Consider the following 26,500-nt stretch of genomic DNA (forward strand, 5'->3'; position numbering starts at 1 on the left):
TGTGATTAAATTAAAAAGCATCGAGCAAAAAATAGAGGTCATGAAAGGCTGGAAAAAGATTTCAAAAATTGAAAAACGGCAAGACACACTGAAAAGAATGATGCATGAAATTGATTCGGAATATAACGATCTGAATCATCACTTTGATGTTTGTACAAATGCTGAATTAAACAATCTTGCCATTCATCATGCCTCTTATCTCTCAGCCATGCGAAAAAACCTGCAAGATGAATTTTCTCACCTGTCAGAAAAGCATCAGCATGTGACGAAAGAAGTGACGCTGGCAAACGCGCGCGTAGAAATATTTGAAGATCTGGATAAGGAAACGCGCACGCAACAGGTAGCCAGGAAAAACAGAGCACAGCTTGAATCTGAACTCATGGAAGCGACGGGCAGGAAGAAGCATGACGCAGATTCACAGTGAGAAATGCTTCAGCCAGCAGCCTTTCCGGCAATCACCAACACTCAGTCTGCAGAAGCCAGGGCATCAGTCCCGATCTTTTGGTGAGTGTTTGAACCGTCAGGCTGAGCCAGGCACGCAAAAGGAAGAAGCTCAGAACAATTCGCAGCGGGCAGCAGCAGATGTATCGTTGAAACAACAGGTCGCGGGTCTGCCCTTTCATGAAAGTGAGTCGGCTGCAGCGCATGTGGTGCTGAACCACCTTCGTGAAACCGCATTGCAGGGAAAAGGGCAGAGCACGCGGGTTGAAAATCTTTATCAGACCGGGCAGACAGAAAGCCAGATTGAAGAAGCTCTGGCGTCTGAAGATTTCAATGCGCATTCAATTGGCCGGGATATCGATGTTCTGAGTACTTTATTTCATCGTGGCGACGTAGAAATGAATACCGGGAACTTCATTCATCAACTCGTTGCAACCGGACAATTTGACACAATTCAGGTCAGTGAGAAAAACAGTGATTCTCTGTTTCCATCGATGAATGGTGAAACAGACCTGAATCGTTCAGACCATCGGGTGTCTGGGCTCAGCACCGGGTTTCAGTCTCACGCGACTGGCGGCTATTTTGAGCGGTTATCCGGAGAAACGACTGCTTCCGCTGAAAGGGTTTTCTGGCGCGGAAAAATCCAGCATTCGGCGAGACCCGCTGTTCAGAATGAATCGGTGATGGATGCGTACCAGGCCCGGAAACCCGCTTTCTCAGAAGACTTTACCAAAACCCTGTTAAAAACATTTATTGAGCCGGACAAAATCAGAGTCTGTTTTCGGGATTACGCGGGGCAGACCAATAAAGAAGCGTTGATGAAGCTCATCCAGGCATTGCATGTGCAGTCGGATGGGCCAGTCTTCCTCACCTATAACGGCGTGACTGAGGTGCATTATGGCGATACCACCCGTGGGTAGCGTAACGCAATCCCAATCTGCGACACAGCTGAATGCTGCGCTCGGACAAGACGATTTTATTAAATTGTTCATGTCTCAGTTGAAGGCACAGGATCCGTTGGAGCCGGTCAATAATCAGGACTTTCTGGCACAGATGGCCCAGTTTTCATTGCTTGAATCCAGCCGGATGGCCAATGAAGAATTAAGCCAAATCAGGCAACTGGTTGAATCGACGCAAGGCGTCGGTCTGATGGGAAAGTTTGCTGAAACACAATCAGCCAACGGCAGTATTTTAGGTGAAGTTGTTTCCGTCGGATTTACACAAAATGGCACTGTCGTCAGCCTGAAGATTAAAGATGAAAATGGTCAGGATTATTATGTCAATGACCTGCCTGTTACGAAATTAAGCCGGATTTATTCTGGCGAATAACCTCAAAGGATAGAGAATGTTTCAGTCTTTTTATAATGGCTTGTCCGGAATGCAGACAAGCTCAAAGGCGCTGGATATTGTCAGTGATAACGTCGCGAATATGCAGACGCCGGGTTTTAAAGCCAAAGATGTATTTATGACGAGCGTGAATGGTGGCGGTAAAGGATTAGGTTCTCAGGTTGCGGAATCCGGTCACCGATACACCAATGGCGAAGTCGCACAAACCGGAAATAATACGGATGTGTTTCTTGATGGCCGGGCATTATTTGTGCTCAAAGATGGCGGTAACTATTACTACACCCGGGCGGGAATGTTCACGCTCAATGACCAGGGTGTTCTGGTTGACCGGCTCTCCGGATTTGAAGTTGTCGGCATTGATGATGCCGGACGCCTGAGTCCGATTCAGGTCGGTTCAAATGATGTGATTCCTGCGGTTTCCAGTACGTCGGTCTCGATTAAAGGCGAGATTTCGACCAAAGATACCAGCGTCGAGTTAGAAAAGATCCACTACGTCGCCAGTGATGGCAGCCATCAGCAGCTCAGCGTGTCTCTTGAATATGATGAAGCTTCAGAGAGCTGGGCGGTCAGTGTGAAAGATTCAGACGGTAATGAAGTGGGGTCAGGCAGCCTGGAATTCGACCTTGGCGGGACACTGAAGGTCGGAAAAAATGAAGTGGCTGCGACGCTCGAGGATGGGCAGGCACTCAAGATTAAATTTGGGGAAGCGGGATCATTAGCCGGCGTGACGCTCCGAAATGAAAATGAAGAGTCCAGCCTCAGCCTTGATGCGGTGGATGGTTCTGGCGAGTCACCTTTTTCAGACATCAGTCTGACCAATGATGGCCGGGTGGTTCTGCAATACGGCAACGGCGAACAAAGAGAGATTGGCACCATTGGTGTCGCGAAAGTGGAAAACTATAGCCATTTTCGTGTGAAAGAGGGCCATCTTCTGGAAACGCAGGAAAAACCGGAAATCTTGCAGATTGGCCGCGGACTGGATGCAAATCTGATTGCCGGGGCCATCGAATTATCGAACGTAGATTTGGCGCAGGAGTTTGGCGATATGATGGTGATTCAGCGATCCTACCAGGCCAGCTCTCGCGTTATGAGTGTGTCGAATCAACTGATTGAACAACTTTATAACAGTACGGGAAGTTAATGAACAGTCCGCAAATTCAGCTCAATCATGATGTCATTTCAGATTATCTGCTTGCTTCGTTTCAACGGGCATTTCAAGCGTTAGGCAGTCATGCCTGTTTATCCGTAGAAAGAAGAAATCCCGCTCAAGTGAAGACGGCGGATATGTACACGTCGGGATTTCATGATCTTCCGGGTGTGGAGCTGTTCTATAACGCTGATTTTGCGTCTTTGCTGATGCGCAGAAGATTTGGCGACAAGGTAAATCCCTCAGCTCATGAAGACCCGTTTGTACGACATGTGATTCAACACTGGCTCCTCGACTGGTTTAAAAAAGAGGAACTGCTGTGGGATGCTTCAGAGCAAGATGATCAATCGGCCTGTTTTCGGTTTTGTGCTGGCGAAGCTGAAATCCTGTTGAGTTTATCTCAGTCTGTTCGGAAGCGGATTCTGACACAGAAGCTGTCACTGGATTTAAAGAAACGGCCGGATCAGCGCCAGGTTTTGTCGGCTCTTGCTGATTCTCCTGTGAAATTATCCATTGAATTACCGCAAATTACGACAACGGTTGAAAAGGTTCGCCTGTTAAAGCAGGGAGATGTTCTAAAAACGAATCGAAAAATTAATGATGGTCTGATTCTGAAGTTGGATCATCAGGTCATATCAAATCATGTTTTTGTTTCTTTTGAAAATGGTGAAGCAAGCTTAATTGTTGGGAGTGTTGCAGATGAGCGTTGAACTGAAGAAAAATATTGAATCATTTTCTGAGAAAGTGTCTTTAGATACCTTTTCCAATATAGAGGTCAGCCTTGATGTTTTAATCGGTGAAATTAAAACTGATATCGGCTCTCTGATGAATATTTCTGCCGGAGATATTCTGAAATCGGATGTGAAAATCTCAAACAAGATCGATCTGAACCTGAACGGAAATAAAATCGCTGAAGGGATTCTGGTGGAAGAAGACGGCTACTTTGCATTACAAATTGTGAGTGTCAGCGGATGATTTTCAAAGAGGTGGACTCAGTGCTCACCCCCGGATATTTCCTGCTGATTATTTTCCTGATTCTGACTCTGATTCTTGTGACCTGGTATAAAAGGAAGAATGCTCATAATGAGGGGAAATTAAATAGTAAAGTCAGGGTGTTGGAAAAGGCGTTTTTAGATAATAAGACTAAAATATTTGTGATTGAGTATGAAGGAAGTAAACATTTTATTGTTTCAAACTCAACATCTGTTTCAGTATCTCAAAAAATAGAAAGTTAATTTTTATGTTCAACGGGAACATCATTTAGATGGATATCGATCTTACGCATCCAATTGTTCAGTCATTTTTCTTATTAACTGCTTCGGCTTTTATACCTGTGCTCTTGGTATCCGCAACCTGTTTTACCAGATATGTCATCGTTATTTCTCTGTTACGAACAGCTTTGGGACTACAACAAACACCACCCAATATTGTTGTGATTTCAATTGCGCTGTTCATGAGCATTTTTACCATGGCGCCAGTGTATCAGGATGTAAAATCCGTCTCTTACGATAAGTATCTGTCTGGTGATATCACTCAGCAGGAAGCGATTGAAAAAGGGATTGACACATTTTCTGAGTTTTTGATTTCAAAGACTTCAGAGAAGGATTACTACTTTGTAAAAAGTCTGAACAGTCAGCAGGCAGAGAATGAGACATTACTGGAACTGACCACTCTGATTCCAGCTTTTATGCTGAGTGAGCTGAAGGCCGCGTTTCAATTTGCATTTGTGATTTTCTTACCTTTTCTCCTGATCGACCTCATCGTTGCAAGTGTCCTGATGGCCTTGGGTATGATCATGTTGCCGCCCATTTCCATATCACTTCCGATTAAGTTGCTCATTTTCGTTCTGATTGATGGTTGGACTTTACTGGTTGGAAGCCTGATCAGAGGCTTTTGATTTTTCATGAATGAAGTCATTGAGCTCAATACGGCACCCGAATCTGATGATGAGAAGACGAAAGATAAGCTTGTCAGCTGGGAAAATGTCACGTCTTTACTGCCCTGGTGTGACATTATCGCGAAGCAATTTGTGATGAAACATAAATATAATCACGAGATTGATTTTGATGATTACAGGAATATCGCCGTCATCGCACTTTATGATGCCTTGAGCCATTTTGATGCCAGAAAAGGTTCGTTGAAATCCTACTGTTTTACGTATATGTATCATGAAATCAACCGGTGTCTGATGAAGTCAAACAGTTATCTCTTTAAGAAAGTTAGTATTCATGCTGAAGATGTTTCCGGCACAGATATGATTGAGGAATCTCCTGGTTTTTATACTTTGTCTGCCAGGTTGAATGGTAACAGAGATGAGGGGGAACATGATGAGGCGGCAGCATTCATTTATATTGACAGATACTTCTCAGAACTCAGCCATGATAAGCAGACAGTTATCTTAGAACATTATTTTAACGCAGTTTCACTGAAAGAATTAGCGGCCCGGATGAGACGCACGCCTTCAAGAATCTCTCAAATTCATCAGAGTGCACTGAAAGAACTCAGCAAAAAGTTAAATTCATAGGATCAACGATGGATAATCAATTAAATTATCAAGAAATATTAGGGTTAGCCGTGCATGCAGTACACAATCAAGATCTCGTGACTGCACTTGAGCTTTGTAAACGAGTTGATAAAGACAATACGCCCGATCAGGCCCTGAATTTAATTCATGCCGCCATTCTGAATCAAATTGGCATGTTTTCAGCGTCTGTCGATATTTATAAAACTGTGATCTTCAATGAACCAGAAAATCAGCTGGCAAAATTTCAATTAGGAATTGCTTACTTTTGGCGAGGAGACTTCTCTGAGGCTGAAAGTCTCTGGGGCGACTTGCCTTATTTTGTGAATTTTACGGCTGCCTTGCTGGAAGCGAAGCGGAAAAACTATACCGAAGCGGTTCGATTCCTTCAGGCCTTTATGGCAGAAAATACAACGTATCCAGATTTAAACACGGATGCTTTTAATTTAGCGGAACAATTCCAGAAAATGATTTCAGATGCGCAAGCTGAGCAGTCGGCTTCTGCGGAAAGGACTTCCCGACGAGCCGATCAGACATCCGCACAGAATGAAGCCGCGTCACCTCTCAGCCATCAGGAACATTCAAAAGACGTTCCTGCCACTTCACTGAAAGATGTCAATGCACTCTTATCGATTTATAAAGATGACTAAACCAGGCGTGAGAGGGTAATTGGATGGAAACAGTACCGGTTCAGCTCAGAAAAAAATCATGTATTCATTTATGGTCAGCACCATCGGTTGATGCTGAAGCATTTCATTATCATGTCAGCGGAGAGGGTGAGTTTCTGGAAGGGAGAGCGGATCGCTACGGCATGCTGGGGTCTGGTCGCTGTGCGATTGTGAATGGCGGGCTGGTGAAAGGCGTCGGACCGACCCCTTTGGTCAATCAGGAACGGCATTTCTATTCGACTGGTGGATTGATCATTACAGATGCCGTGATCGAAGTGATTTACCTTGAAGCCATTTCGCGATTGATTCCAGATGCCATTAAACCCTTATCCGTTTCATTTACCGATCAGATGGAAGAAATCAATCTCGAGTCCGCACTGGAAGCCGGGTACGATTTAGATGAGGTGCCGCTGGAAAGGAAAATTGATCACGGTTGTCTGCTTACCAGAGAAATCCCTGTTCGGGTTGCCCATCTTTATCCGATGAATTTAACGCGTGAAGAGATACTGAACTTTTTGGTCACGCATAATCCTGAAATTGCAGATGCCAAACCGTGTTTCATCATTCAGAAATTTATCCGGAAGGTTTCAGATAATCTGGCGATTTTATTTATGAATCGTTTTTCTGTCGGGACAACGGCCATCAGTAATTTCAGTATTCATGGTGTGCCTTTTGACGTCGCTTCAAGTTCATTTTTACGTGATTTCCGAAACTGCTGGATTGCAAGCGGGAAAATTCCGGTCTGGGAAGAAAACAGGTTCATCCTGAATGAGCTGGTTGCGTATATTGTCGATTTTCTGGGCATTTTTGATATCAATCATATTGATGAAGCGGTCGAGATGATTGATGAAACTTACGATAAGCTCGACTGGATCTGGGAATCTTCTCTGAAACGTGCTTCGTTACTGATGTTTGGTTTAACGCTGGAAGAGATCGACCAGCTCGATGAGGCGTCTGCAATGCCGCTTCAGAACGCGATTCTTGCTTATCTTCAGAAAGATACGCTGGAATACGATTTATATGATGGTGATATAGCGGACTGGCGCGCGCCCAAATGGGTGGGGCTGAATTTTGAGGACGAGTTTCCTCGGTTACTGAAGGAGGGTATCCCTACTTCATTTGAGCCGCTGAATCAGGCGTTCAAAGCCTTTGATTTCGGTTTCACGGATGAACACATTCGGCGGTGTCAAAAAATCTGTGCTTCCCGTTTGCCGCTGACCAATGTGCCCACACTGGAGTTGAAACTTCGTAACCTCCGAAACGTCAGTGGTGATATCAATCTGGACGGTTACCGTGAAGTGCTGGATGAAGCACTGGCCTATCTGGATGTCATGATTTGATTTGTCAGCATCCCGCCTGATGACAATCAACAATAGATGCTGGCTTACCGAGTGAACTATGCGTGACTTTATCGAAATTCTTATCATCACCTCATCAGCGATCACCTGCCTGATGGCAATCATCCTGCTGTTGACTTATCTCATCCGGAAACCGGAGGAACTGCCATCTGAATGCTTGCCTGCTGTGACTGTGTTTGTTCCTTTTTTTAATGAGGAGCAGTCTGTGCTGATTAAAACATTAGACAAGCTGGAACAGCAGGATTACCCGAGTCGCATTCAGGTGTTGCTGATTGATGATGGTTCAACGAATGATGCCTCTGCGGCGGTGCTGTTCTGGTTAAAAACAACCCGGAAGCATCGCTACGCGTATTTGCGGCGGGAGCAAAACGGAGGGCGCAAGGGATATGCGCTGGATTATGCCCTTGAATCGGGGTTAGCCGAAGGGGAGATCTATGTGGTGGTCGACAGTGACACTTACATTGAGCCTGACGGTATTCTGGAGTTAGCCCGAAAGATCTGGAGTGATGAACGCTATGCTGCTGTTTGCGGCTACATTGTCCCGGAAAATCACCAAAGTTCGCTGCTCGCGAAATTACAGCATTATGAACATATTGGTTATTACGGCGCGATTCGCTGTGCACAGGATAAGCTTGGCATGGTGCCGGTACTGGCAGGAGCCTTTGTCGCGCACCGTGCTGAAGTCGTCAAAAAAATCGGTGGCTGGAGTGAATGGCTTGTTGAAGATATTGCCTGGTGCTGGCGGGCCATCGCACATCAATACCGAACTGGTTATGCGCCACGGGCCGTGGCGAAAACGCAGTGTCCAGTGACGCACTCCGGATTATTTAATCAGCGCAGACGCTGGGCCCGGGGTCGAGTGGAAGCATTTTCAGCAGCCTGGCATGTATCCCCGTGGTCTGGTGTTGCCTCGACCCCCTGGTTTTTAATCACCACACTTCAGTATATTTTTCCGCCGGGTTTACTGTTAATTCCTGTACTGATTTATCTGAATATTCTGTTACCACTGGTCTTGGGCTGCTTTACTTTGCTCATTTATTTGCTGCTTTATCAATGTTATGCACGGCATTACCGAAATCAGGTCACTCAGACCCATCGGGGATTGCTGTCTATCGCTTTTGCCACCATGTTGCTGGAGCTGATTGTGTGGTTTCCCAATGTCCTGGGTTATCTGGATGAACTGATGGGGAAAAAGAAAATGTGGTTAACCCGGTCGTAAACAGAAATTGAATTCGCATTGAATGACGGCGTATGTTCTTTAGCGTGAGGTAAAATACTCTGTCATGTTTAATGAACGTATCATTCAGGATTTACGGGTCACAAAGAATAAATTTTAAAATGATTTTTATCAAAGATGAGGATGTCCGTTCCTGAATACGACAAGATGATTAATTGAAGCATTTTTTGATTTGGCTGCATCGATGATGCGGCCTTTTTTATTTCTGAATCACATGATTTTTCTGGGTATCCGGCGTCGCGAATAGCTCGCTGCCTGTCTTTGAATTCGGAACGACAGATTGGTTTTCGGTTGAGCATGATGAAATTTCAGGGACACGGAGGACAGAACCTTAAACTGAATCCTTCTTTTTCTAACCAGCCTCACTTTAATTAGACCTGACCTGAAACCTTCATTGGCGCTGAATACGAATCAAGCTATTCTACTGTTCTCATTGAATATTGTCAGGGAACGGGAATGCCTTCACCCCAGTATACTTTTGATGCCAATTTGCCACATTGTCGGTGGTGGTTAGCAATTACTTCGCCACAAATCAGTTATAACCGGGAAATGTACGATTACGATATTCCCGGAATGAAGAGGACTCAGGATGGTCTTGAAGAATGGGCTCAAAGTTTTTCGAACTCCTGGAATATTGAAAGTCGTCGCGAATGGCATCAAATGATTCATCAGCTGGCCATGGCTGATGTTCATGGCAGTATCTGGAGTCATGAATTCAGCCGACGCGCATGTATGACGAATGCACAATGGCTGCGCCGGATTGACGGGGTGGAGAGCGAGGTTGCGAAGGCAGAAATGCGTTATGTGGATGTTGTCTATCGTCATGTAGGCGAAGCTGGCTTCAGGGCGTGGGATTATTGCCGGGGATCTTTTCTGACCCGGGCCGGTTATGCCGTCGGGCAGGTGACTCAGGAAGAGTTTGCTTTTCTGCTGAATTATTTGTGTCGTCAGATCCAACATCATTTTTCCAGCTGGGAACAGTACCTTCAAAGTTTTATTTTCGGGCGAAATTACTGGGAATATATGAATGATAATGATGATGATCTGGTCAATATTCCTTACCTGCTGAATAACGGTTTCAATATTGGGGTCAGTAATTTCTTTGAGACGATTGAATCGGACCCGGATATTCCCATTCCGGCATTAGCATGGCAAACGGCCTTACCGGAAATTCGGGTGCCTGAATCATTGGCGGCATTATTGAACGAAGAAAAAGAGGACTGAGCGTGAGTGTGTGGGACATCCTCGAGATAGAAGAAACGAACGATGCGCAGGCAATTAAAAAAGCCTATCGAGTAAAGCTGCGACAGCACCATCCTGAAGATGATCCGGAAGGATTTCAGCGGGTCCGTGAAGCGTATGAGAAAGCGCTGGTGTCTTTAAATCAGGCCAGAGAAAACGTTCAGGAAACGGTCCCGGAGACAGTACTGGAACTGTCGATTGAAGATGCCGCTGACACTCAGGCGGTACAGGAAGTCGGTGTGTCTGAGAGACAACCGGATCCACATCAACCGTTTGAGGAAGCGCTCCACAGACTTCTGTCAGATCCGGAACGTCGTTTTCAGCCTGAACAGTGGCTGAGCTGGATTGAACAGATTCAGATGTTGTCGATTTCTCAGCAACAGCATATCTCAGATGCAGCTGTCGACATTGTTCTGGCAAATCGCTGGTTGCCCGGCGAAGTCATTGAGTGGTTGTGGCAAGGGTTAAGCTGGCAGTTGCTGCTTACCGGCACGCAGCAGCAAAGCGAAGTCGGAGAATTTCTGAACAGCTGGCGAAAACAGGAAATGTCCGTTGACCTGTCACATCTGAGTGTTTTGTCCGGCGCTGAACAGCGTGCAGCGCTGAGTTTTCTGCGTCCTTTCCATATTGCATTGGGGTACGGGGATACGGAAGCTCTGCGGCAAGTGGTGCATCAGCCGATGCCGGCTTTGGTGCTGCCGTCAGTTCAGTATCAGGTCAGTTTACTGCAAGCTTTCCTGGCCACAAATACTTACCCTGAAACAATCACAGGCCAGATGATTGAGCGCTTGATTGCATCACCTGCTGAGAGTCTGGCAATCGAGCAATGGGAAGTCATTGGGGAAATTAGTGTCCGGCTGGGCCATGCAGAAGCAGTTGATCAGGTGACTGACCGCTTACTGACCCTGAATGCCTTTGCAGAAGTGGCAGAAATACAGTATCAGCGCACATTGGGTAATCAGAACATGCTGGCCTTATGTTATGCCTTCCTGCGGCAACAGTGGCAGCCGCTACCGCCGGTTTACTGGCGTGCGGAACGCAGGTTATTTCCGGCGCCTGAGTCAGATGTTGATCGCCGGCTTTTTGACTGGTTGTTCGGGCAGCTGACTGAATATAATCATCCGGCGTTTAATCACCGGCTTGATTTTGCCGGGCTGGACGGCTTGCCTGCACTGATGGTGAAAGCCTTTTGGGCGGGCCGATCAGGCAGTTGGGCCTGGATCGAAAGTCTCAGGAAGCAGCTCTCCACAGCGGAAACTGACGCAGATTCAACGCGGTTGGTAACGCTGACACTGCACTGGATTGAGCAAAAACTGGCCTTGCAAACGGGCTGCCTGTCGCTGCGGCAGAAACTTTCGTCTTACGAAACAGATGCATTCTTTGATGTGGAGCCTCTGACGGGTGATGAAGTCAACTCCCAGACAAAGGCAGAATGGCTGGAATGTGTCATCCGTCATCCTGTTATTCCGGACAGTTGGTTTGACCGGTTAATGGATGAGGAAATTCTGGTCCGGGAAGAGCTCTGGGAAGTGTCGTCTTATCCCATGTATGCGGACTCACTCAGCTTTTTCAGATGTGCAAATCCGGACTTCCGTTTGTCCAGTTGCTGGCAGGATAGACCTTTTGAAGGCATGTTTGAGTGGACACTGTTCTGTTTCACACACATGTCACCAGTGGGTCTGGCCAGACAGGCAATTATTGATGCATTACCAGTATTGCCTGAGTCACAACGGGACGGACCCTTTGCCAAATTACTTCCGTTTGCCGCACAACCGCAGACCTATCTGCCTGATGCGCTCCGGGCACTGGATGAACATCCGGAACAGTTTGTGTTCCGCTCCATTGTTGATGCTCAAATCACTTTGCTGACGCGGACCTGTGATCAGCCACAATTAACTGAACTGGCCAAAGCCGGAGAGGTCGCAGCCTGTTGCGCCCTGTCTCGTCTACTGGAGCGTGAGCATTTCGATGAGGCGATTGTTTACTGGAATCTTACCGCTGCGGCGCTGGACCGACACCCGCATTTTGAGGATGTGGTTGCCTGGCAGCAGCAGTCGTTGCTGCGGCTGAGAGCTGAGACAGGGCTGGAACAAGAAAGCTATCTGGTTACTGAACCAGGCTTTATGCATGCTCTGTTGACGAAAGATAAAGCGTGGTTTATCCCTCCGGCAGAGATGGCGGATTACTCTCCGGTTGATGAGGCGAAGAATTTCCACTACCCGATGTATCACTTGCTGACTCAGCTTCATCTGGGGCTGGGCGAAAAAGGGTACGATCTTTCATCGTTGAAGATGTTCTCGCATCGGCGTGAGTTACAAACGGATCTGCAACGCGAGACTACGGATGTCGCTATTGCGCATTTAGAAGCGATGTATCAGCGTCGGCTTGAACAGGATATTCAGGTGAAAGGTAAAAAAGCTGTGGCATTCAGCAAAATAAACTTGCTGTGTTTGCTGGTCGTCTTTTGTACCGCCTGGCTGTTCTCATTTCCTTCCACATTTGGTGAGCTAGGGAAGCAAGACATTTTTCACCTCAGCCATTCAGGCCGATCCTTTGCGAAACTCTTTTTTACCCCGCTTTTTGTTTATCTGTTATGGCAGATATCATCTGCAATGATTGAAAAACGGAATAAATATAAGTTTGTCCTTTATTCCGGGGCCGTGCTGTGGGTTGCTCAGAGCTCTCAATCTTTGTTTTGTGCGATTGTGACGATAGTGACGCTTTTTTCAACCACCTATGGATTAACCGATCTGCTGGCAAATGGGGGGTGGGAGAAAAGAGTTGTGAAATCCCGGATAGTAAACTTACGTAAGGTGCTTGGGTTAAAAGAGAAAAAGAGATAAACCACAGGAAAGAGGCCAAATGGCCTCTTTTTTATTTGGTGGCGGCAAATTGTAAAATAAATGTTGCATAGAACATGCGTTTGAAAAGATTGCATAGATTTTCATCAAAAACTGTCTTGATAAATAATTTCCAGATAATTCAATTGATTAGACTGAGATAATCAAGTAAATTCTGTCAGAATTTTGACGGGTGTTTCTAATGTTCCACTGCTGGGTAAGGTGTTTTTTATCAGTGGTGAGTTCAATTTTTCAACCTGGCAAATAGTTCATGTGGTGAAGATAAAAGATGTGCATAAGTGATGTACATTATTGTTCAAATAGTGGGGAAATAATGAAAACAACAGTGAAATATTTGAAAGGGATTGTCATTTTTTGTTTTGCTCTTTTTCTGTCTGCGTGTGCGGTTACGCCTCAGCCAGCTGTCCAATTGGATAAAAATCTGCTTTCAAAAGATATGAAAATTGGTGTTGTTTATATTCAGCCAGCGGACAAGCCGACAACACATATTTTTGGAGCAAGTTGTTTGCTTTGCTACGGTGTTGCTTCGGCATTAACAAGTGATCTCGATACGCATCTGGAAAGCACATTAACGAATGAAGAACTGGATAAAATCAAAGATCTGGTCCTATCTGAGTATGCATCAAATTCCAATCAGATAAAACTGGTTGATTTGGGTATGAATATTGAGGATCTGAAAGATTCAGATAAGGGGCTGGGTTATGCACAGAAAGACTTTACGAATCTTAAACAAACGATGAACCTGGATGTACTGGTTGTATTGCAGATTTCTCAGCATGGCGCATATCGTAGCTTTAGCAATTATTTCCCGAATACTGACCCTCAAGGCTATGTACGCGGTTTATTATATGCCGTTGATCTGAACACAAATGCTTATGTTCAGTATTTAGAGATTAATGAAAAAGTACAGCCGAAGGGTAATTGGGATGAACCGATGAGTTTTCCAAGTGTAACAATGTCCTATTATCAGGCTGTTGAAAATGTGAAACATAATATTCAACAAGCGATTTAAGCAAGCAAGGTTAACAAATGAGATTATATCAATTCTTCTTGACGTTAACCGCGGTTTCACTGGTGGGGTGCGGCAGTACCCCTTACCGGGATGACTATGCGAGATATACCAATCAGCTGTCGAATAGCACCATTTCAGAGTCTGAATTTCAGTTCAGTTTTGAGGATGCCACATTCGTTGATATGCGGGGCGTATACCTGCCTGATGATTCAGTGGATTCGACGCCGATGATGTACCAGGGAGGTGCTGGAGTTGTCGGGTTGCTGGCACAAGTCGGTACTCATTCCGCTATCATTCAGTCCCAAAGAACTGAAAAACTGGCTCAGGAACAGGAAAAAGCCAACCAGAAAATCTTACCGCTCATTGATGTAACCAAAGATATTCCTTTAGCAGAACTGGTTGGGGAGTATGGGACGTCTTTATTTCAAGTCGCACCGGAAATGACTCAGACGTTCAGAGTCAAGCCTATATTTTTCAGTAATACTGACATGAATAAGCTGTCTTTGAAGTCGATTGTATGGTTGCCAAATGAAGATAATACTGATGTCACGTACAAGAATCTGATTCAGGTCTATGGACCTCATTTAGATGAATCGCAACGAAATGCTATTTTAAATGGCGATCGTAAACAGTTAGCACAATTATTATCTTCTATGCTAAAGGGGACAATATACATCATTAAAAATGAGCTCAGTGGAAAGTATACTTCAGCGAAATCGAAGCAGCAGACCTTCCTGATAGAAAATGATGCTGGGGTAGAAGCCATTCGGGGTACAGTCATTGAGGAGAAATGCGGATATCAAATCATCAAGGATATTCGCTCGTGGTACATCGCGTATCCTAAGCCAGAAACGACACTTCAAAACTTTACAACGCAATGCTGAAAAAAGGGGGAATATGCCATCATATTCCCCTTTTTTGTTGGCACGTTTTCAGTGTGTTAGTGAAATCCCCACATCTTCAATTGTTGCTCGATGTTTTTTCTCACATCGTTGATGGTTGACTCATGCTGGCTTTCCAGAGCCTGTGTGAAGTGCAGAATAAGCTGTTCGACCATTTGTCTTTCATGGGCCAGTTTTTCTTCATACAGCCTGTTGAGCCTTTCTGTCAGGGCAATATTCGGCAGTTTATCCCGCGGATGTGATTTGAGCTTGGCAAGCCGCTCATGGCTGGCGCGTTTGTCGGCATCGCTCATGCCGACAGGTGTCCGATCAATCACTTTCTGGATCGTGGTGTTCGTGGACAAAATGGTGACGTCGACTTCCAGCAAGCCATTGATGTCGTAACTGAAGCGCACATCAATAGATTCGGCTCCGGCCCGGTTGGCCGGTACTTCAATCTCAAAATCACTGATGAAGATGTTTTCACGCGCCCAGAAACGTTCGCCCTGATACAGGGCAATGCGAACTTTGGTTTGCTGATCGTAGGCTGTACTGAAGCGTTCTACCCGGGATGTCGGGATGACTGTATTCCGTTCAATGATAGGGCTGAACACATCTGTCTGGCCATCCCGGTTGGCAGCAATCCCCAGACTGAAAGGGCAGACATCAGTCAGGACGATTTCTTCAACTGCTGCGTCACGCAAACGACAGGCTGCCTGGGTAGCCGCACCCATGGCGACAACCAGATCGGGATCGAGTGTATTCTGCCCGAAGCGCCCAATCAGGCGTGTCGCCAGTTGTTGCACCTGACGAAGCCGGGTTGCTCCGCCAACGAAAATCAGCTCATCAATGTCTTCTGTACTGATACGGGCATCACTCATTGCGCGACGCAATGGCTGAGATAATCTCAACAGGGTGCTTTTCCAAATCTCTTCCAGCTGAAAGGGAGTGAGGGAAATGTCCCGGTTAAATGGCTCAGCAAGACGAATGATGAAGTCCGGATCGTTTTGCTTTTTCGCTGTTTCACACACACTGACGATTTTAGCCATGTCGTACAGACTGAGATCGCTCGTGTTTGCTTTCAGCTGATCGATTACATATTCAGCGAGCTGACGGGTAAAATCTTCTCCGCCGAGCTGGTTATCACCAGCGGAGGCACGCACATCGACAAAACCATCCTGATGTTCCACAACCGTCACATCAAAGGTCCCGCCACCAAGATCGAACACCAGAAAACGACGCTCATGGGTTTCGTGCAGGCTGTATGCAAGACAGGCGGCTGTGGGTTCATTGATGAGTCTGACGGCGATCAATCCGGCCAGCTCAGCGGCCTGATGTACCTGCTTCCGTTGCTGGTCACTGAAGTAAGCCGGAACAGAAATCACCACTTCTCTGACACTTTCACCGAGGAAGGTTTCAGCATCATCTTTCAGGGATCGCAGAATTAATGAACACAGTTCAGTCGGAGTGTAACGTGCTTTGCCGAGCTGATAGGTTTTCTCTGTGCCCAGGTAGCGTTTAAAGGCTGAGGCAGTTTCCTGCGGACGTGTGATCAGGCGGGAGCGCGCCGCATCGCCAATGAGGACTTGTCCTGCTTCATCAATACTGACTACAGATGGGGTCAGATAACTTCCTAGTGCATTGGGAATGAGCTCAGGCTTTCCGTGACGCCAGACAGCAATGGCACTGTTTGTTGTGCCTAAATCAATGCCGATGGCCAGTTCATTGTTCTTAATCACACTTTCATCCACTGCTTGCCACATGAAACATGCAGAATAGCAAGAGTTCAGTTTATCGCCAATGCATTGATTTCAAAGATGTGATGCTTTGAGTAAACCGCATTTGCTTCTGAATTTCTCATCGCAGCAATGTCCTTTGCGCCACCATGAAGACGGCGGTTGCCTCAGAATGCTTGTACAAGAAATGTGTGATTGAACGCACAAATAATTTACTTAGCCTGCTAACTATATTATTATATTGCTTAGCATGCTAAGTAATTAAGGCGGTGAATGATGGTTCAGGATGTCAATATTCTTCGGGATTTGCCCGTGGCAGAGCAGTTAGGCCGGGTATCCCGGTTATGGAAAACAGTGGCGGATCGTGAGCTGGCCCCTCTGGGACTGACGTATCCTCGCTGGACAGCGTTATGGAAGCTGCAGCGGCTCGGAGACAACGTGAGCCAGAAGACGCTGGCAGAGGCGCTGGAAATTGAGCTGGCTTCACTGATGCGCACCCTGAAACATCTTGAAGATCAATCACTGGTGACCCGTCGTTGCTGCGAGACGGATAAACGGGCCCGCATTGTCAGTCTGACCGATGAAGGGCGTCTTTTGATCAGTCAGATGGAAACCCGGATTCTGCAGGTTCGGAGCAGGTTGCTCAACCATATCAATGATCAGGAGTCTCAGATGCTGAGCCTGATTCTGGAGCAGATTGCCCATAACGCGCTCGATTTTCTTAGTCAGGATACTGACCAATCATCACCGGAGAAGTAAAAGCCTATGACCCCTGATCAGAAATTTGCGCGCTGGATAAAATATGCCTGCTTTGCGTTTGTATTTGTCTTCGGCTATTTCCTGATGGCCGATCTGGCCATGCCGCTGACCCCTCAGGCGATGGCAACACGTGTTGTCACGAAAGTTGCTCCGCGTGTCAGCGGTCAGATTACCGATATTTACGTCACCAATAATCAGGCTGTACACAAAGGGGACATCCTCTTTGATATTGATCCGGCCCAATACAAACTGGCTGTTGAGCAGGCACGGCTGAAACTGGAAAAGGTAACTCAGAATAATGCTCAGCTGGATGCCTCAATTCAGGCTGCCCAGGCGAATGTGAAAGCCAACGAAGCTGTGCTGCAGCAGAAAGAGCGCGAAGCAAACCGCCTCAATACCCTTTTTCTCCGCAACGGTACGTCACGTCAGTTACGCGATGATGCGCAAAGTGCATCGTTAGCAGCAAAAGCGAATTTGGTTGCATCCGAAGCGCGTTTGCAAGAGCTGAAAGTCAGCCGTGGCGATACGGGGGCAGGTAACCTGAACATACGCGTCGCGAAGAACCAGCTTGAACAGGCTGAACTGAACTTGTCTTACACCCGGGTTGTAGCGAGACACGATGGTGTGATCACCAACCTGCAACTGGAAAAAGGTGCTTATGCGGTATCCGGAAACCCGCTGGTCGCGCTGGTTTCTGATGACGTGGATATCATCGCGGATTTCCGTGAGAAAAGTCTCCGCCATTTCTCGCACAACAGTCAGGCATTGATTGCGTTTGACAGCCAGCCCGGCCAGGTTTTTGATGCCCGTATCAGCAGCCTGGATGCAGGGGTCAGTTCGGGGCAGTTTGATGCCAATGGCCGTCTTGCCGCGCCAACACAGTCCAACCGGTGGGTACGGGATGCACAACGCATGCGCCTGCACCTCAGTGTAGACGGTGATTTCCCGGCGCAATTACCTGCAGGTGCAAGGGCGACAGTCCAGCTGGTGCCTGAAAACGGCATATTTGCCTGGTTTGCCCGGGCGCAGATTAAGTTTCTGAGTACGCTGCATTACATTTACTAACCGGAGGCGCCATGAAGTTATGGGATCACCCCATGTCGGAAAATGATTTCCGGCAATGTCTGAGAATCGCAACTGGCGCCACGGTTGGCTTCACCATCAGTAAGTTATTTGGCTGGAATTACGGCGTGTTTTTTACCGTCGTACCCATGCTGCTCCTGGGGATGGTGCCGGTGATGAGTGTGCATGCTGCCCGGCAGTTGTTTGCAGCAGCAATCGTCTGCGGGCTGGAAGTGGGAATTCTGGGCGGCCTTTTTGGCGGCCATCCCGGCATGATGACCCTGATCGCCTTTGTGCTTTTTCTTTATAAATTTGCGTGTATGTCGAAAGGTCCGCTGTTTCTTTTCGGAGCAAACAGTGTTCTTAGCCTCAGTATCATGCTGCATTTTGCCAGTTATCCGGGCGTGGATTTGAATGAACTGATCTTCGGCAACCTGCTGGCCAGCGTCCTGTCGGTCATTATTGCTTATCTGGTGACCTTTCTGATTCCGGATGCTGAACCTCGTCAGCCGCCGCCACGTCCGGCAGAACCCAAAGGGTCTCACCGGATGCGGCATGAAGCCCTGATGGGGGCCAGTATCGCAACATTATCGTTTCTGGTGTTTCAGGTTTTCGATCTCAATGATTCCATGTCTGCCCAGGCAACGACTTTGTTATTACTTTTTCCGATGCACTGGAACGGGGCTCTGGGGTATGCAAGAAAGCGGGCGATGGGCACCTTGCTCGGGGTCAGCTTTGGGGTCGCCGGTCAGCTGTTTCTTTATGACTGGGCAGATATGCTGGTGCTGATTATTCCGCTGCTATGGATTGGGGCGATGATTTTCAGCTATATGCACGTCAAAGAGTCCAGCGGCTCAGGTGCGGGCTTCGGCGGACTGACAACACTGGGTATTTTGTTTGGTCAGTATCTGACGCCCGGGAATGATTTAATATTCAGCGCCCTTTATCGTGTCAGCAGTATCTTTTTCGCGATCATCGCAACCTTACTGGTGACCTATCTGGTCCACCGCATCCTGAACAGTTTTGAAGCCACGCGATTCGAACCGGTTTAATTATTGCTCCCCATGGAGGCGATGAGTCAGTCGCCTCCAGGCTAACTATCTGTTTTTATAATCTCTTTTCAGATTTTCTGGCGATATTTATCCTGATAGTGCTATGATTCTGGGCTCATATAAATGTCGCTCAGGTGAAACCATGTACGCGCTCAACGAGTCAGTCTGGATTGCTGATGGTAAGGCTGTTCCTTTTTTCACGTTGCCTTATACGACACGAATGACTGTGGTTGTGCTGCCGGACGGCAAGCTCTGGATACACAGTCCGATTGAGCTGACGCCACAATTGATTCAGCGAGTCAGTGAATTGGGTGAGGTGGCATATCTGATTGCCCCGAATCACCTGCATCACTTGTTCATTGAACAATGGCAGCAGGCTTTTCCCGGTGCACTGACTTATGGCACTGATGAGGTGATAAAGAAACGTCAGGATCTGGTGTTTCATGCTTCGCTGAAAACAGAGCAGATGTATCCCTGGCAGCCTGAGATTCAGCACTTGTTGTTTACCGGTTCGAAAGCGATGCAGGAATGTGTGTTTTTTCACCAGGCCAGCCGCACCTTGATTCTGACGGACTTGATCGAAAACTTCCCCTCAGATGCATTCAAGCCCTGGCAACGACTGATTGCAAAAGGAGCCGGTGTGATGGCACCTCATGGCAAAACACCCCTGGATTGGCGTTTGAGTTTCGCGTTCAGTAAAGCTGAAGCCAGGCAACATCTTGAGCAGATGCTGCGTTGGGAACCTGAAGTGATTGTGTTGTCACATGGTGAAATGATTACCAGTGAAGCGACTGATTTTTTACGGCGCTCTTTTTCATGGCTGAAGCCTGTGCAGTAGTGATTGAAAACAAAAGGAAAATGGAATGGGTAAATTTTTTGAAGCGCTGACTGATAAGCACATCGATTTTATTGAGCAGCAGAAGATTTACTTTGTTGGCACGGCGGCTGAGACCGGGAGTGTCAATATTTCACCGAAGGGGTGTGACAGCCTTCGTGTGCTTGGCCCCAATCAAATTGCCTGGTTGAATTTAACCGGGAGCGGAAATGAATCTGCGGCGCATATCTTAAAGATCAGACGAATGACGATTATGTTTTGTGCCTTCGAAGGTGCGCCGCTGATTTTGCGGACCTATGGTGAGGCCAGAATGTTGCACCCGGGAGACGCAGAGTGGCCGGAATATATTGCCCTGTTTCCGGAGTATGTTGGTGCCCGGCAGATCTTTATTCAGGATATCGAGCGTGTCCAGACATCATGTGGCATGTCTGTCCCTTATTATGATTTTGTCAGTGATCGCCACCAGCTTGACGATTGGGCTGATAAGCATGGTCCGGATGGTATCAAAAGGTACTGGCGTAAAAAAAACCAGTCGAGCATTGATGGTTTCCCCACTGAGATTGTGCAGCGGGCAGCACTCGTTGAGGATGAAGATTAGTTACATAGTTACAACATTGTATGATCGTATTCGCATATACTTATTTTGCGAGATTGCTTAAGGGTATGCTTTTCTTTTTTCTTTGATTTCAGATAACAAATCTGGCGATTTTCTGAGTCACAATAGTCACTTTGTTGCTTATTACGGCAAGGTGACAGCGTGAAATTAGGGAACATCTCAATAAAAATAAAGCTACAGCTGCTTGTGGCGATTGCAGCAGGCATTATCGTCTCTGTCTGTATCTATAACCTGACATTACAACGCTCAGCGTCGTTTCAGGAGCGGCAGGATAAATTGCGGGCTCAGGTCGAAACGGCGCAGAGTATTGTTCAGTATTTTGCGGGACAAGAGAGTGTGCTGGGGAAAGAACAGGCACAGACGATGGCGAAGCAAGCCATTGAGCAGCTGCGTTATGATGGTGACAACTACTTCTGGATCACCAATCCTCGTCAGAGAGTGATCCTGCATCCTTTGAAACCTGAGCTGAACGGTGCTGATGCGTCGACCATTCGTGACGGTTCAGGAAAATTCCACTGGCAGGAAATGGCTCAGATTGCGGCCTCGGACGGACAGGGCTTCCTGGATTATACCTGGCGGTCTCCGGACGGTCGCCTGCACGATAAAATCTCTTATGTCATGTATTTCTCTGAGTGGGAGTGGATTCTGGGCTCCGGCATTCTGGTTTCAGATATTCAGGATGCGTTTTATCTCAGTCTGGCGAAAGAGGCTGGTTTTGCTGTCATTGCGATTCTTATGCTGGGTTTAGTGGGATATGTGCTGGCTCGTGATATTGTGGCCCCACTGAATGCGCTGGTGGAGAAAGTGCACGATATTGCGGATGGCAATCTGAAAGTCAGGCTCAGGAAAAACCGTAAAGATGAGCTGGGTGTGATGGGCAATGAAGTCGACCGCATGCTGGATAAATTACAGTCGGCGATCAAAGTGGCCAGTGAATCGGCGGCCCATTCCCGTGATATGGCCAGCCGGATTGCCGGGGCCAGCGAGGAAACGGCATCCAGTGTTGAATCCCAGCATCTTCAGCTGGAGCAGTTGTCTGCGGCAATGAATGAAATGTCTGCGACAATCAATGATGTCGCACAAAACGCAGAAAGTACTTCGGAAGCGACAAAAGGCGTGTCGTCGCAGGCACATGACAGCAGCATTCAGATGAAAGCGACCAGTGACAACATTCAGTCGGTGGCTGAAAACATTACGGAAGCGGACAGCCTGGTGAATCAATTGCTGAATGGCGTGAAAGAAATTCATGCGGTTGTGAACGTGATTCAGGACGTGTCTGAACAGACCAATCTGCTCGCACTGAACGCGGCCATTGAAGCGGCAAGAGCGGGTGAAATGGGTCGAGGCTTTGCGGTGGTAGCAGATGAAGTCCGAAATCTTGCCAGCCGTACCCAGCAGTCTACCTCAGAAGTGAAAGCCAGTATTGACCGCCTGACGCAGATTGCTGAGCAGTCCAGCCAGACCATGCAGTCCAGTCATCATCAGGCGGCTTCCTGTGTGGATGTTGCGCTGGAAACCCGGGCGACTTTTGACACCATGGTTGCCGATCTGAACGAAACGACAGACCGGGTTGTACTGATTGCGGCGGCAGCAGAACAGCAGGGCATTGTCGCAAATGAGATGAATGAAAACGTCAGCAGTATTCATCTGTCTGCCAATGCCATGAAAGAAGCGTCTATGAATCTGGCGCAAGAAAGTCAGGCCATGGCAGAAGCCTCAGAAGTTCTGAACCAGCATCTGGCTTACTTTAAAGTTTGATGTGACTCTCCGGCAGACAGGGGATTTTCCCCTGTCTGTTTATTCTTCAGCCAGGCAGTGCTGCTGCTTGGACTGTCGCTGTAATCTCTCGATGAAAATTTCCGGTGCCAGGGGTTTGTCGTACAGATATCCCTGAAAATACTGAATGTGACGTTTTTTCAGATACGTTTCCTGAATCCGGTTTTCAACGCCTTCGGCCACAACTTCAATGTTCAGCCGTTCTGCCAGATCAAGCACGTTGTCCACGATATGGCTTGGCACGTCGACCGAGCCAATCTGGCGTATAAAGCTTTTATCAATCTTGATGATATCGATATCGAACTGATTGATATAGCTGAGTGAAGAGTGGCCGGTACCAAAGTCATCCAGCGCTATTTGTGCGCCCAGTGCATGCAATTTTTCGAACAGCAGGGCGGCCTGCTGGATGTCCTGAACCCATTGGCGCTCGGTCAGTTCGATAATGAGTCTGACTTTGCCATTCGGGAAAGCGGATAGAAAGTGCCGGCAGTCCTCATAAAACGCCAGGCCTTTGCATTGTCCCGGGCTGATATTAATGGCCAGATGAAACCCGTCCGGCAGAAGCTGTTGATTCTGAGCAAGGTGATTCTGGATTTTGCTGAGTGCCTGTGACGTCATTTCATGAATCAACCCGGTCGTTTCAGCCAGCGGAATAAACTGGTCTGGCATGATGAAACCCTGATTCGGGTGATACCAGCGCAGCAGGACTTCCGCACCACAGATTTCGCCCTGCGGGTTAACAATCGGTTGCAGCAGTGGCTTGAAATCATCACTGGAGACCGCCCGATGTAATTCTTCCCGAAGAGAAAGTGGGCGGTTCAGGTGCTGATAAAAGAAGCTTCCGGCGGAGGCTGCGACAATCAGACTAAGTATTAACGGCAGCGAAAATGTATCTGCCAAATGGCTCAGATACATGTTTTCAGTGAGGACGGAACTAATACTGAGTCGCCCGTTGTCGGAGTTCAGCGTTATCTGTGTGCCGCTGGTCTCAGGGGAAAAAACGGTGCTGTAGGTGACGTTCTGATGATTATTCAGCGTGATCGTCAGAGGAATATGGTTGCCGATGGTGTTGAGCAGCTTTTTAATATTTTGAATATCAATACTGGCTATCGCAAAACGTTCGTCTTGCTGATGGCTGATGAAGAGAATTTTTTCATTGGGACTGAAATAATTGTGTGTTTTGAGGAATACTCTGTCTTCAACTTGAAAATAAGTTTTTTCGCTTTTTTGCAATTCCCGGTCGAACAGAGATGAACAGTAAATGTAATTATCCCGGATCAGATTCACTGAGCGAATGTTCGGTGCGAGCGTGGCAATGCGTTTTAACTGGTCTGTTGTCTGGCTGTTGCAAGGTGCTTTGAGTAAAAGCGAAGCCTGATAGGTTGTGTTCACGGCTTCATCAATGATGTTCTGAAGCAGAGACATGATAATGGCTTCTTTTTCCGCAACGATGCTTTGCAGACTGTTTCTTGCATGCAAATAAATGCCGCCAAAACTGACAGCCAAAATGAAGCATGCGAGCAATGAAGCGATCAGCGAGTACTTTACAGATGTTTTCGGCGGACTTTCATCATTTTCTTTACATGTTGTGTTCATAGGATTCAGACAAATAGAGGCTGTTGTTTTGATTTGTTTTATTATTGATTGTTATCTTTATAATTCTTGATGTAAATGTTTTGCCAAGTTAAATTTAGGTAAAAATATTCTCATTGATATTCCGGTAATTAATTGATCTCTGTCAACATCCGGTGTGCTCTATTTTTTCTCCATCCCCCCGTCTACGCCGTTGAAAAATCATTCAGGGCTGATTTATTCCGCATCCGTTTTCTCAATAATGACGTTGAATAAGAGTCACCTCACAGGGAGAGAAAAGTGAAAAGCAGAAATTTAATTCTGGGTGCACTGGCAGTGGCGTTACCCGGATTGCTGCTCGGCTGTGGCGGTTCCGGATCGGTTGAAGGGGCGGGCGCTTTGCCGGGCATTCCTTATGCCTGTCAATCCGGGACGGCATCAGAAGCCAGTCAATTGCGGATTTATCAGGTTATGGTCGAGAGTTTTGTCGATGGTGACAGTGCAGTTGGTCACGGGACCGGGTACGGTACCAGTCATCATCAGGGGGATCTGAAAGGTATTCTTGATTCTCTGGATTATATTCAGTCGCTGGGCATGAATGCCATTTGGCTGACGCCTGTGTTTGATTCCAAGCCACTCGAAGGACAGGACCATTGGGCCGACCGGCTGGATGCAACCGGCTATTATGCGACAAATTACTTCGCCATTGATCCGCGTTTTGGTTCGATGGCTCAGGCAAAGGAATTGGTCGATCAGGCGCATGCCCGGGGAATGTATGTGTTCTTTGACGGTGTTTTTGGTCATCACAAAGACAATGTCATGCCTTCTCCGACAGGAAAGAAACCCGTGGGCGGCAGTAACCCGGTGCGTTATCCAGAAAGTCTGCCGTTTTATCAGGAGGTGGCTGAGTACTGGATCAAAACCTTGAAAATTGACGGCTGGCGATTGGATCAGGCTTATCAGGTCCCGCCTGAAGCCTGGCAGATAATCAGACAAACCGTTGATGAGACTTCGCGGTCGGTGACTTATCGCAATGCTGAAGGAGAAGCCGTCCATCCGCTGGGCTATCTTGTCGCGGAAATCTGGAATAACGAGAACTACATCAATCAGACCGGTTATGGCCCTGAAGGCATGCCTGCGTTGTGTTCTGCATTCGATTTTCCGGTGCGATACCGGCTGGTGGAAACCTTTGCTGTGAATGAAAACAGTCAGGGTGGCAAAGGGGGCAACTGGCTGGCGCAGGGCATGGCATTGCACAGTCTGTATCCCAGCCATGCACAGCCAAATCTGATGCTTGGCAATCACGATCTGGTACGGTTTGGTGATTTGTTACAGCGCGGCAAAATTGCAGAGCCGGAAGATGAGGCCTACTGGCAGCGTCATAAAGCCGTGATGTCTTTCCTTGCTGCGTACAGCGGCCCGATCACGCTGTATTACGGGGATGAAATCGGAGATGAAGTGCCGGATTTCGCCGACAAAGCACCGGACAGTACCTGTGCGGTGAAGGGTTTGTGTGATGACCATGTTGCCCGCTCCAGCGCGAAAATAGAGGGACTGACGGCTGTGCTGAATGCCCGACAGTCTGACCTGAAAGCCTTTGTGGCCCGTCTGATGGCACTCCGGGCATCACATCCGGCGCTGTATGAAGGTGACAGGATCAGTGTGCTGGCGAATGAGCGGGTCTATGTTGACCGGAAAGAAAAGGGAACCGATACCCTGATTTATATGGTCAGCACGACAGAAGAGACAGCGCACTGGACACTGACAACGGGTGAACTGGGGTCGGCAGGCGAATTAACGGATCTGATGACGGGCGAGCGTTTTACACCGTCAGCGGGAAAATATGAGATCCCGCTGAACGGTTTTGAGGCACGTTTCCTGGCCGTAGAATTACCGGTTTCTCCTGTTCTGGCAAAAGTGGAAGCAGGAACAGCGCTGAAAGGAAGCGGCCGCATGGCCCGGTGTGATCTGCCGAATGCAGCCGAAACCGGCCCGGTGGATGAAACGTTGTTCGTTGTCGGGGATTTCACCGATTCGGGCTGGAAACATGTGGCCCGGCGTCAGATGAGCTACAAAGGGCAGAATCTGTATCAGGTGATCACCAGCGAACTGGCGGGCAGTTTCCGGATGCAGTACGCCAGCAAAGACTGGTCGCCGCAATATACCGCAGAGGGACTGGAACTGACGCCGGGGCAGGCAGCAGTCCTGACAACAGGCAGTTACGGGAAAGATACCTCTGCGCTGTTGCCTGCAGCCGGCCGGTATGTCTGGAGCCTTCAGTTTGATGCTCAGGGCCAGCCCGAGCAAGTCATGGTCTCTCAGTGTGACTGATTCAAAGTGACTAACTCAATGTGATTATTCTGGCAGCCCTGCAGTG

The 26,500-nt window shown here is 47.6% G+C and carries 25 protein-coding genes; 23 read left to right on the top strand and 2 right to left on the bottom strand.

From position 1 onward, the window contains the following. Nucleotide 1: 1 nt before the first annotated feature. The 16 genes from ACYP03_RS02545 (at nucleotide 2) to ACYP03_RS02620 (ending at nucleotide 14,718) form a co-directional block, all read left to right on the top strand. On the top strand, nucleotides 2-424 hold the full coding sequence (locus ACYP03_RS02545) for a hypothetical protein (protein ID WP_459778353.1): 423 nt from the start codon (nucleotides 2-4) through the stop codon (nucleotides 422-424). Beyond that, nucleotides 405-1,361, top strand: coding sequence for a hypothetical protein (locus ACYP03_RS02550; RefSeq protein ID WP_459778354.1), 957 nt, complete (start codon nucleotides 405-407; stop codon nucleotides 1,359-1,361). The genes ACYP03_RS02545 and ACYP03_RS02550 overlap by 20 nt, the downstream gene beginning before the upstream one ends. Then, nucleotides 1,339-1,770 carry a flagellar hook assembly protein FlgD gene (locus ACYP03_RS02555; protein ID WP_248139687.1) on the top strand — a complete coding sequence of 144 codons (432 nt, stop codon included), beginning with the start codon at nucleotides 1,339-1,341 and terminating at the stop codon, nucleotides 1,768-1,770. The genes ACYP03_RS02550 and ACYP03_RS02555 overlap by 23 nt, the downstream gene beginning before the upstream one ends. A 16-nt stretch (nucleotides 1,771-1,786) precedes the next feature. Further along, entirely contained in the window at nucleotides 1,787-2,929 is a 1,143-nt protein-coding gene (locus tag ACYP03_RS02560) for a flagellar hook-basal body complex protein (RefSeq protein WP_459778355.1), read from the top strand. Next, the gene (locus tag ACYP03_RS02565) at nucleotides 2,929-3,645 is read left to right on the top strand and encodes a FliM/FliN family flagellar motor switch protein (RefSeq protein WP_459778356.1); all 717 of its coding nucleotides are present in this window, start codon (nucleotides 2,929-2,931) and stop codon (nucleotides 3,643-3,645) included. Before ACYP03_RS02560 ends, ACYP03_RS02565 begins: the two co-directional genes overlap by 1 nt. After that, nucleotides 3,635-3,910: a FliM/FliN family flagellar motor switch protein gene (locus ACYP03_RS02570; protein WP_459778357.1), complete on the top strand. Its 276-nt coding sequence runs from the start codon at nucleotides 3,635-3,637 to the stop codon at nucleotides 3,908-3,910. Before ACYP03_RS02565 ends, ACYP03_RS02570 begins: the two co-directional genes overlap by 11 nt. Before the next feature lie 20 nt (nucleotides 3,911-3,930). Next, nucleotides 3,931-4,170 (top strand): hypothetical protein, encoded by a 240-nt coding sequence (locus tag ACYP03_RS02575; RefSeq protein ID WP_459778359.1) that lies wholly within the window; start codon nucleotides 3,931-3,933, stop codon nucleotides 4,168-4,170. 29 nt (nucleotides 4,171-4,199) lie between these two features. After that, nucleotides 4,200-4,832 carry a flagellar type III secretion system pore protein FliP gene (gene fliP, locus ACYP03_RS02580; RefSeq protein ID WP_330959716.1) on the top strand — a complete coding sequence of 211 codons (633 nt, stop codon included), beginning with the start codon at nucleotides 4,200-4,202 and terminating at the stop codon, nucleotides 4,830-4,832. Between the two features lie 6 nt (nucleotides 4,833-4,838). After that, on the top strand, nucleotides 4,839-5,459 hold the full coding sequence (locus tag ACYP03_RS02585; RefSeq protein WP_459778361.1) for a sigma-70 family RNA polymerase sigma factor: 621 nt from the start codon (nucleotides 4,839-4,841) through the stop codon (nucleotides 5,457-5,459). 8 nt (nucleotides 5,460-5,467) lie between these two features. Next, complete coding sequence (locus ACYP03_RS02590) at nucleotides 5,468-6,106, top strand: tetratricopeptide repeat protein (RefSeq protein WP_459778362.1); 639 nt, start codon at nucleotides 5,468-5,470, stop codon at nucleotides 6,104-6,106. 23 nt (nucleotides 6,107-6,129) lie between these two features. Further along, nucleotides 6,130-7,464, top strand: a complete 1,335-nt coding sequence (locus tag ACYP03_RS02595; RefSeq protein ID WP_248139700.1) for a hypothetical protein — start codon at nucleotides 6,130-6,132, stop codon at nucleotides 7,462-7,464. Nucleotides 7,465-7,522: 58 nt separating this feature from the next. Continuing rightward, on the top strand, nucleotides 7,523-8,701 hold the full coding sequence (locus tag ACYP03_RS02600; RefSeq protein ID WP_459778363.1) for a glycosyltransferase family 2 protein: 1,179 nt from the start codon (nucleotides 7,523-7,525) through the stop codon (nucleotides 8,699-8,701). A gap of 474 nt (nucleotides 8,702-9,175) precedes the next feature. Beyond that, nucleotides 9,176-9,943: a DUF1266 domain-containing protein gene (locus tag ACYP03_RS02605; protein ID WP_459778364.1), complete on the top strand. Its 768-nt coding sequence runs from the start codon at nucleotides 9,176-9,178 to the stop codon at nucleotides 9,941-9,943. Between the two features lie 2 nt (nucleotides 9,944-9,945). Continuing rightward, the gene (locus ACYP03_RS02610; protein WP_459778366.1) at nucleotides 9,946-12,804 is read left to right on the top strand and encodes a J domain-containing protein; all 2,859 of its coding nucleotides are present in this window, start codon (nucleotides 9,946-9,948) and stop codon (nucleotides 12,802-12,804) included. 331 nt (nucleotides 12,805-13,135) lie between these two features. Continuing rightward, entirely contained in the window at nucleotides 13,136-13,834 is a 699-nt protein-coding gene (locus ACYP03_RS02615; RefSeq protein ID WP_459778367.1) for a hypothetical protein, read from the top strand. Between the two features lie 17 nt (nucleotides 13,835-13,851). Further along, entirely contained in the window at nucleotides 13,852-14,718 is an 867-nt protein-coding gene (locus ACYP03_RS02620) for a hypothetical protein (protein ID WP_459778368.1), read from the top strand. A 56-nt stretch (nucleotides 14,719-14,774) separates the two neighbouring features. Here ACYP03_RS02620 and ACYP03_RS02625 read toward each other — a convergent pair whose 3' ends face one another. Then, the gene (locus ACYP03_RS02625; RefSeq protein ID WP_459778369.1) at nucleotides 14,775-16,454 is read right to left on the bottom strand and encodes an Hsp70 family protein; all 1,680 of its coding nucleotides are present in this window, start codon (nucleotides 16,452-16,454) and stop codon (nucleotides 14,775-14,777) included. A 273-nt stretch (nucleotides 16,455-16,727) separates the two neighbouring features. Between ACYP03_RS02625 and ACYP03_RS02630 the strand changes: the two genes are divergently transcribed. The 6 genes from ACYP03_RS02630 (at nucleotide 16,728) to ACYP03_RS02655 (ending at nucleotide 22,533) form a co-directional block, all read left to right on the top strand. Then, nucleotides 16,728-17,210 carry a MarR family transcriptional regulator gene (locus ACYP03_RS02630; RefSeq protein ID WP_248141603.1) on the top strand — a complete coding sequence of 161 codons (483 nt, stop codon included), beginning with the start codon at nucleotides 16,728-16,730 and terminating at the stop codon, nucleotides 17,208-17,210. A 6-nt stretch (nucleotides 17,211-17,216) separates the two neighbouring features. After that, complete coding sequence (locus tag ACYP03_RS02635) at nucleotides 17,217-18,275, top strand: HlyD family secretion protein (RefSeq protein ID WP_459778370.1); 1,059 nt, start codon at nucleotides 17,217-17,219, stop codon at nucleotides 18,273-18,275. An 11-nt stretch (nucleotides 18,276-18,286) separates the two neighbouring features. Then, nucleotides 18,287-19,324, top strand: coding sequence for a DUF2955 domain-containing protein (locus ACYP03_RS02640; protein WP_459778371.1), 1,038 nt, complete (start codon nucleotides 18,287-18,289; stop codon nucleotides 19,322-19,324). 142 nt (nucleotides 19,325-19,466) lie between these two features. Further along, nucleotides 19,467-20,162: a DUF4336 domain-containing protein gene (locus ACYP03_RS02645; protein WP_248139715.1), complete on the top strand. Its 696-nt coding sequence runs from the start codon at nucleotides 19,467-19,469 to the stop codon at nucleotides 20,160-20,162. Nucleotides 20,163-20,187: 25 nt separating this feature from the next. Further along, a complete protein-coding gene (locus tag ACYP03_RS02650; RefSeq protein ID WP_248139717.1) occupies nucleotides 20,188-20,757 on the top strand; it encodes a pyridoxamine 5'-phosphate oxidase family protein in 570 nt (189 codons plus the stop codon). A 159-nt stretch (nucleotides 20,758-20,916) separates the two neighbouring features. After that, nucleotides 20,917-22,533, top strand: a complete 1,617-nt coding sequence (locus ACYP03_RS02655; protein ID WP_248139719.1) for a methyl-accepting chemotaxis protein — start codon at nucleotides 20,917-20,919, stop codon at nucleotides 22,531-22,533. 39 nt (nucleotides 22,534-22,572) lie between these two features. On the opposite strand, the gene ACYP03_RS02660 is transcribed toward ACYP03_RS02655, so the two are convergent. Further along, nucleotides 22,573-24,147 carry an EAL domain-containing protein gene (locus ACYP03_RS02660; protein ID WP_459778373.1) on the bottom strand — a complete coding sequence of 525 codons (1,575 nt, stop codon included), beginning with the start codon at nucleotides 24,145-24,147 and terminating at the stop codon, nucleotides 22,573-22,575. Between the two features lie 276 nt (nucleotides 24,148-24,423). Here ACYP03_RS02660 and ACYP03_RS02665 point away from each other — a divergent pair, with 276 nt between their 5' ends. Beyond that, entirely contained in the window at nucleotides 24,424-26,454 is a 2,031-nt protein-coding gene (locus ACYP03_RS02665; RefSeq protein ID WP_459778374.1) for an alpha-amylase family glycosyl hydrolase, read from the top strand. Nucleotides 26,455-26,500 lie beyond the last annotated feature (46 nt).

The organism is Photobacterium sp. R1 (assembly GCF_054600795.1).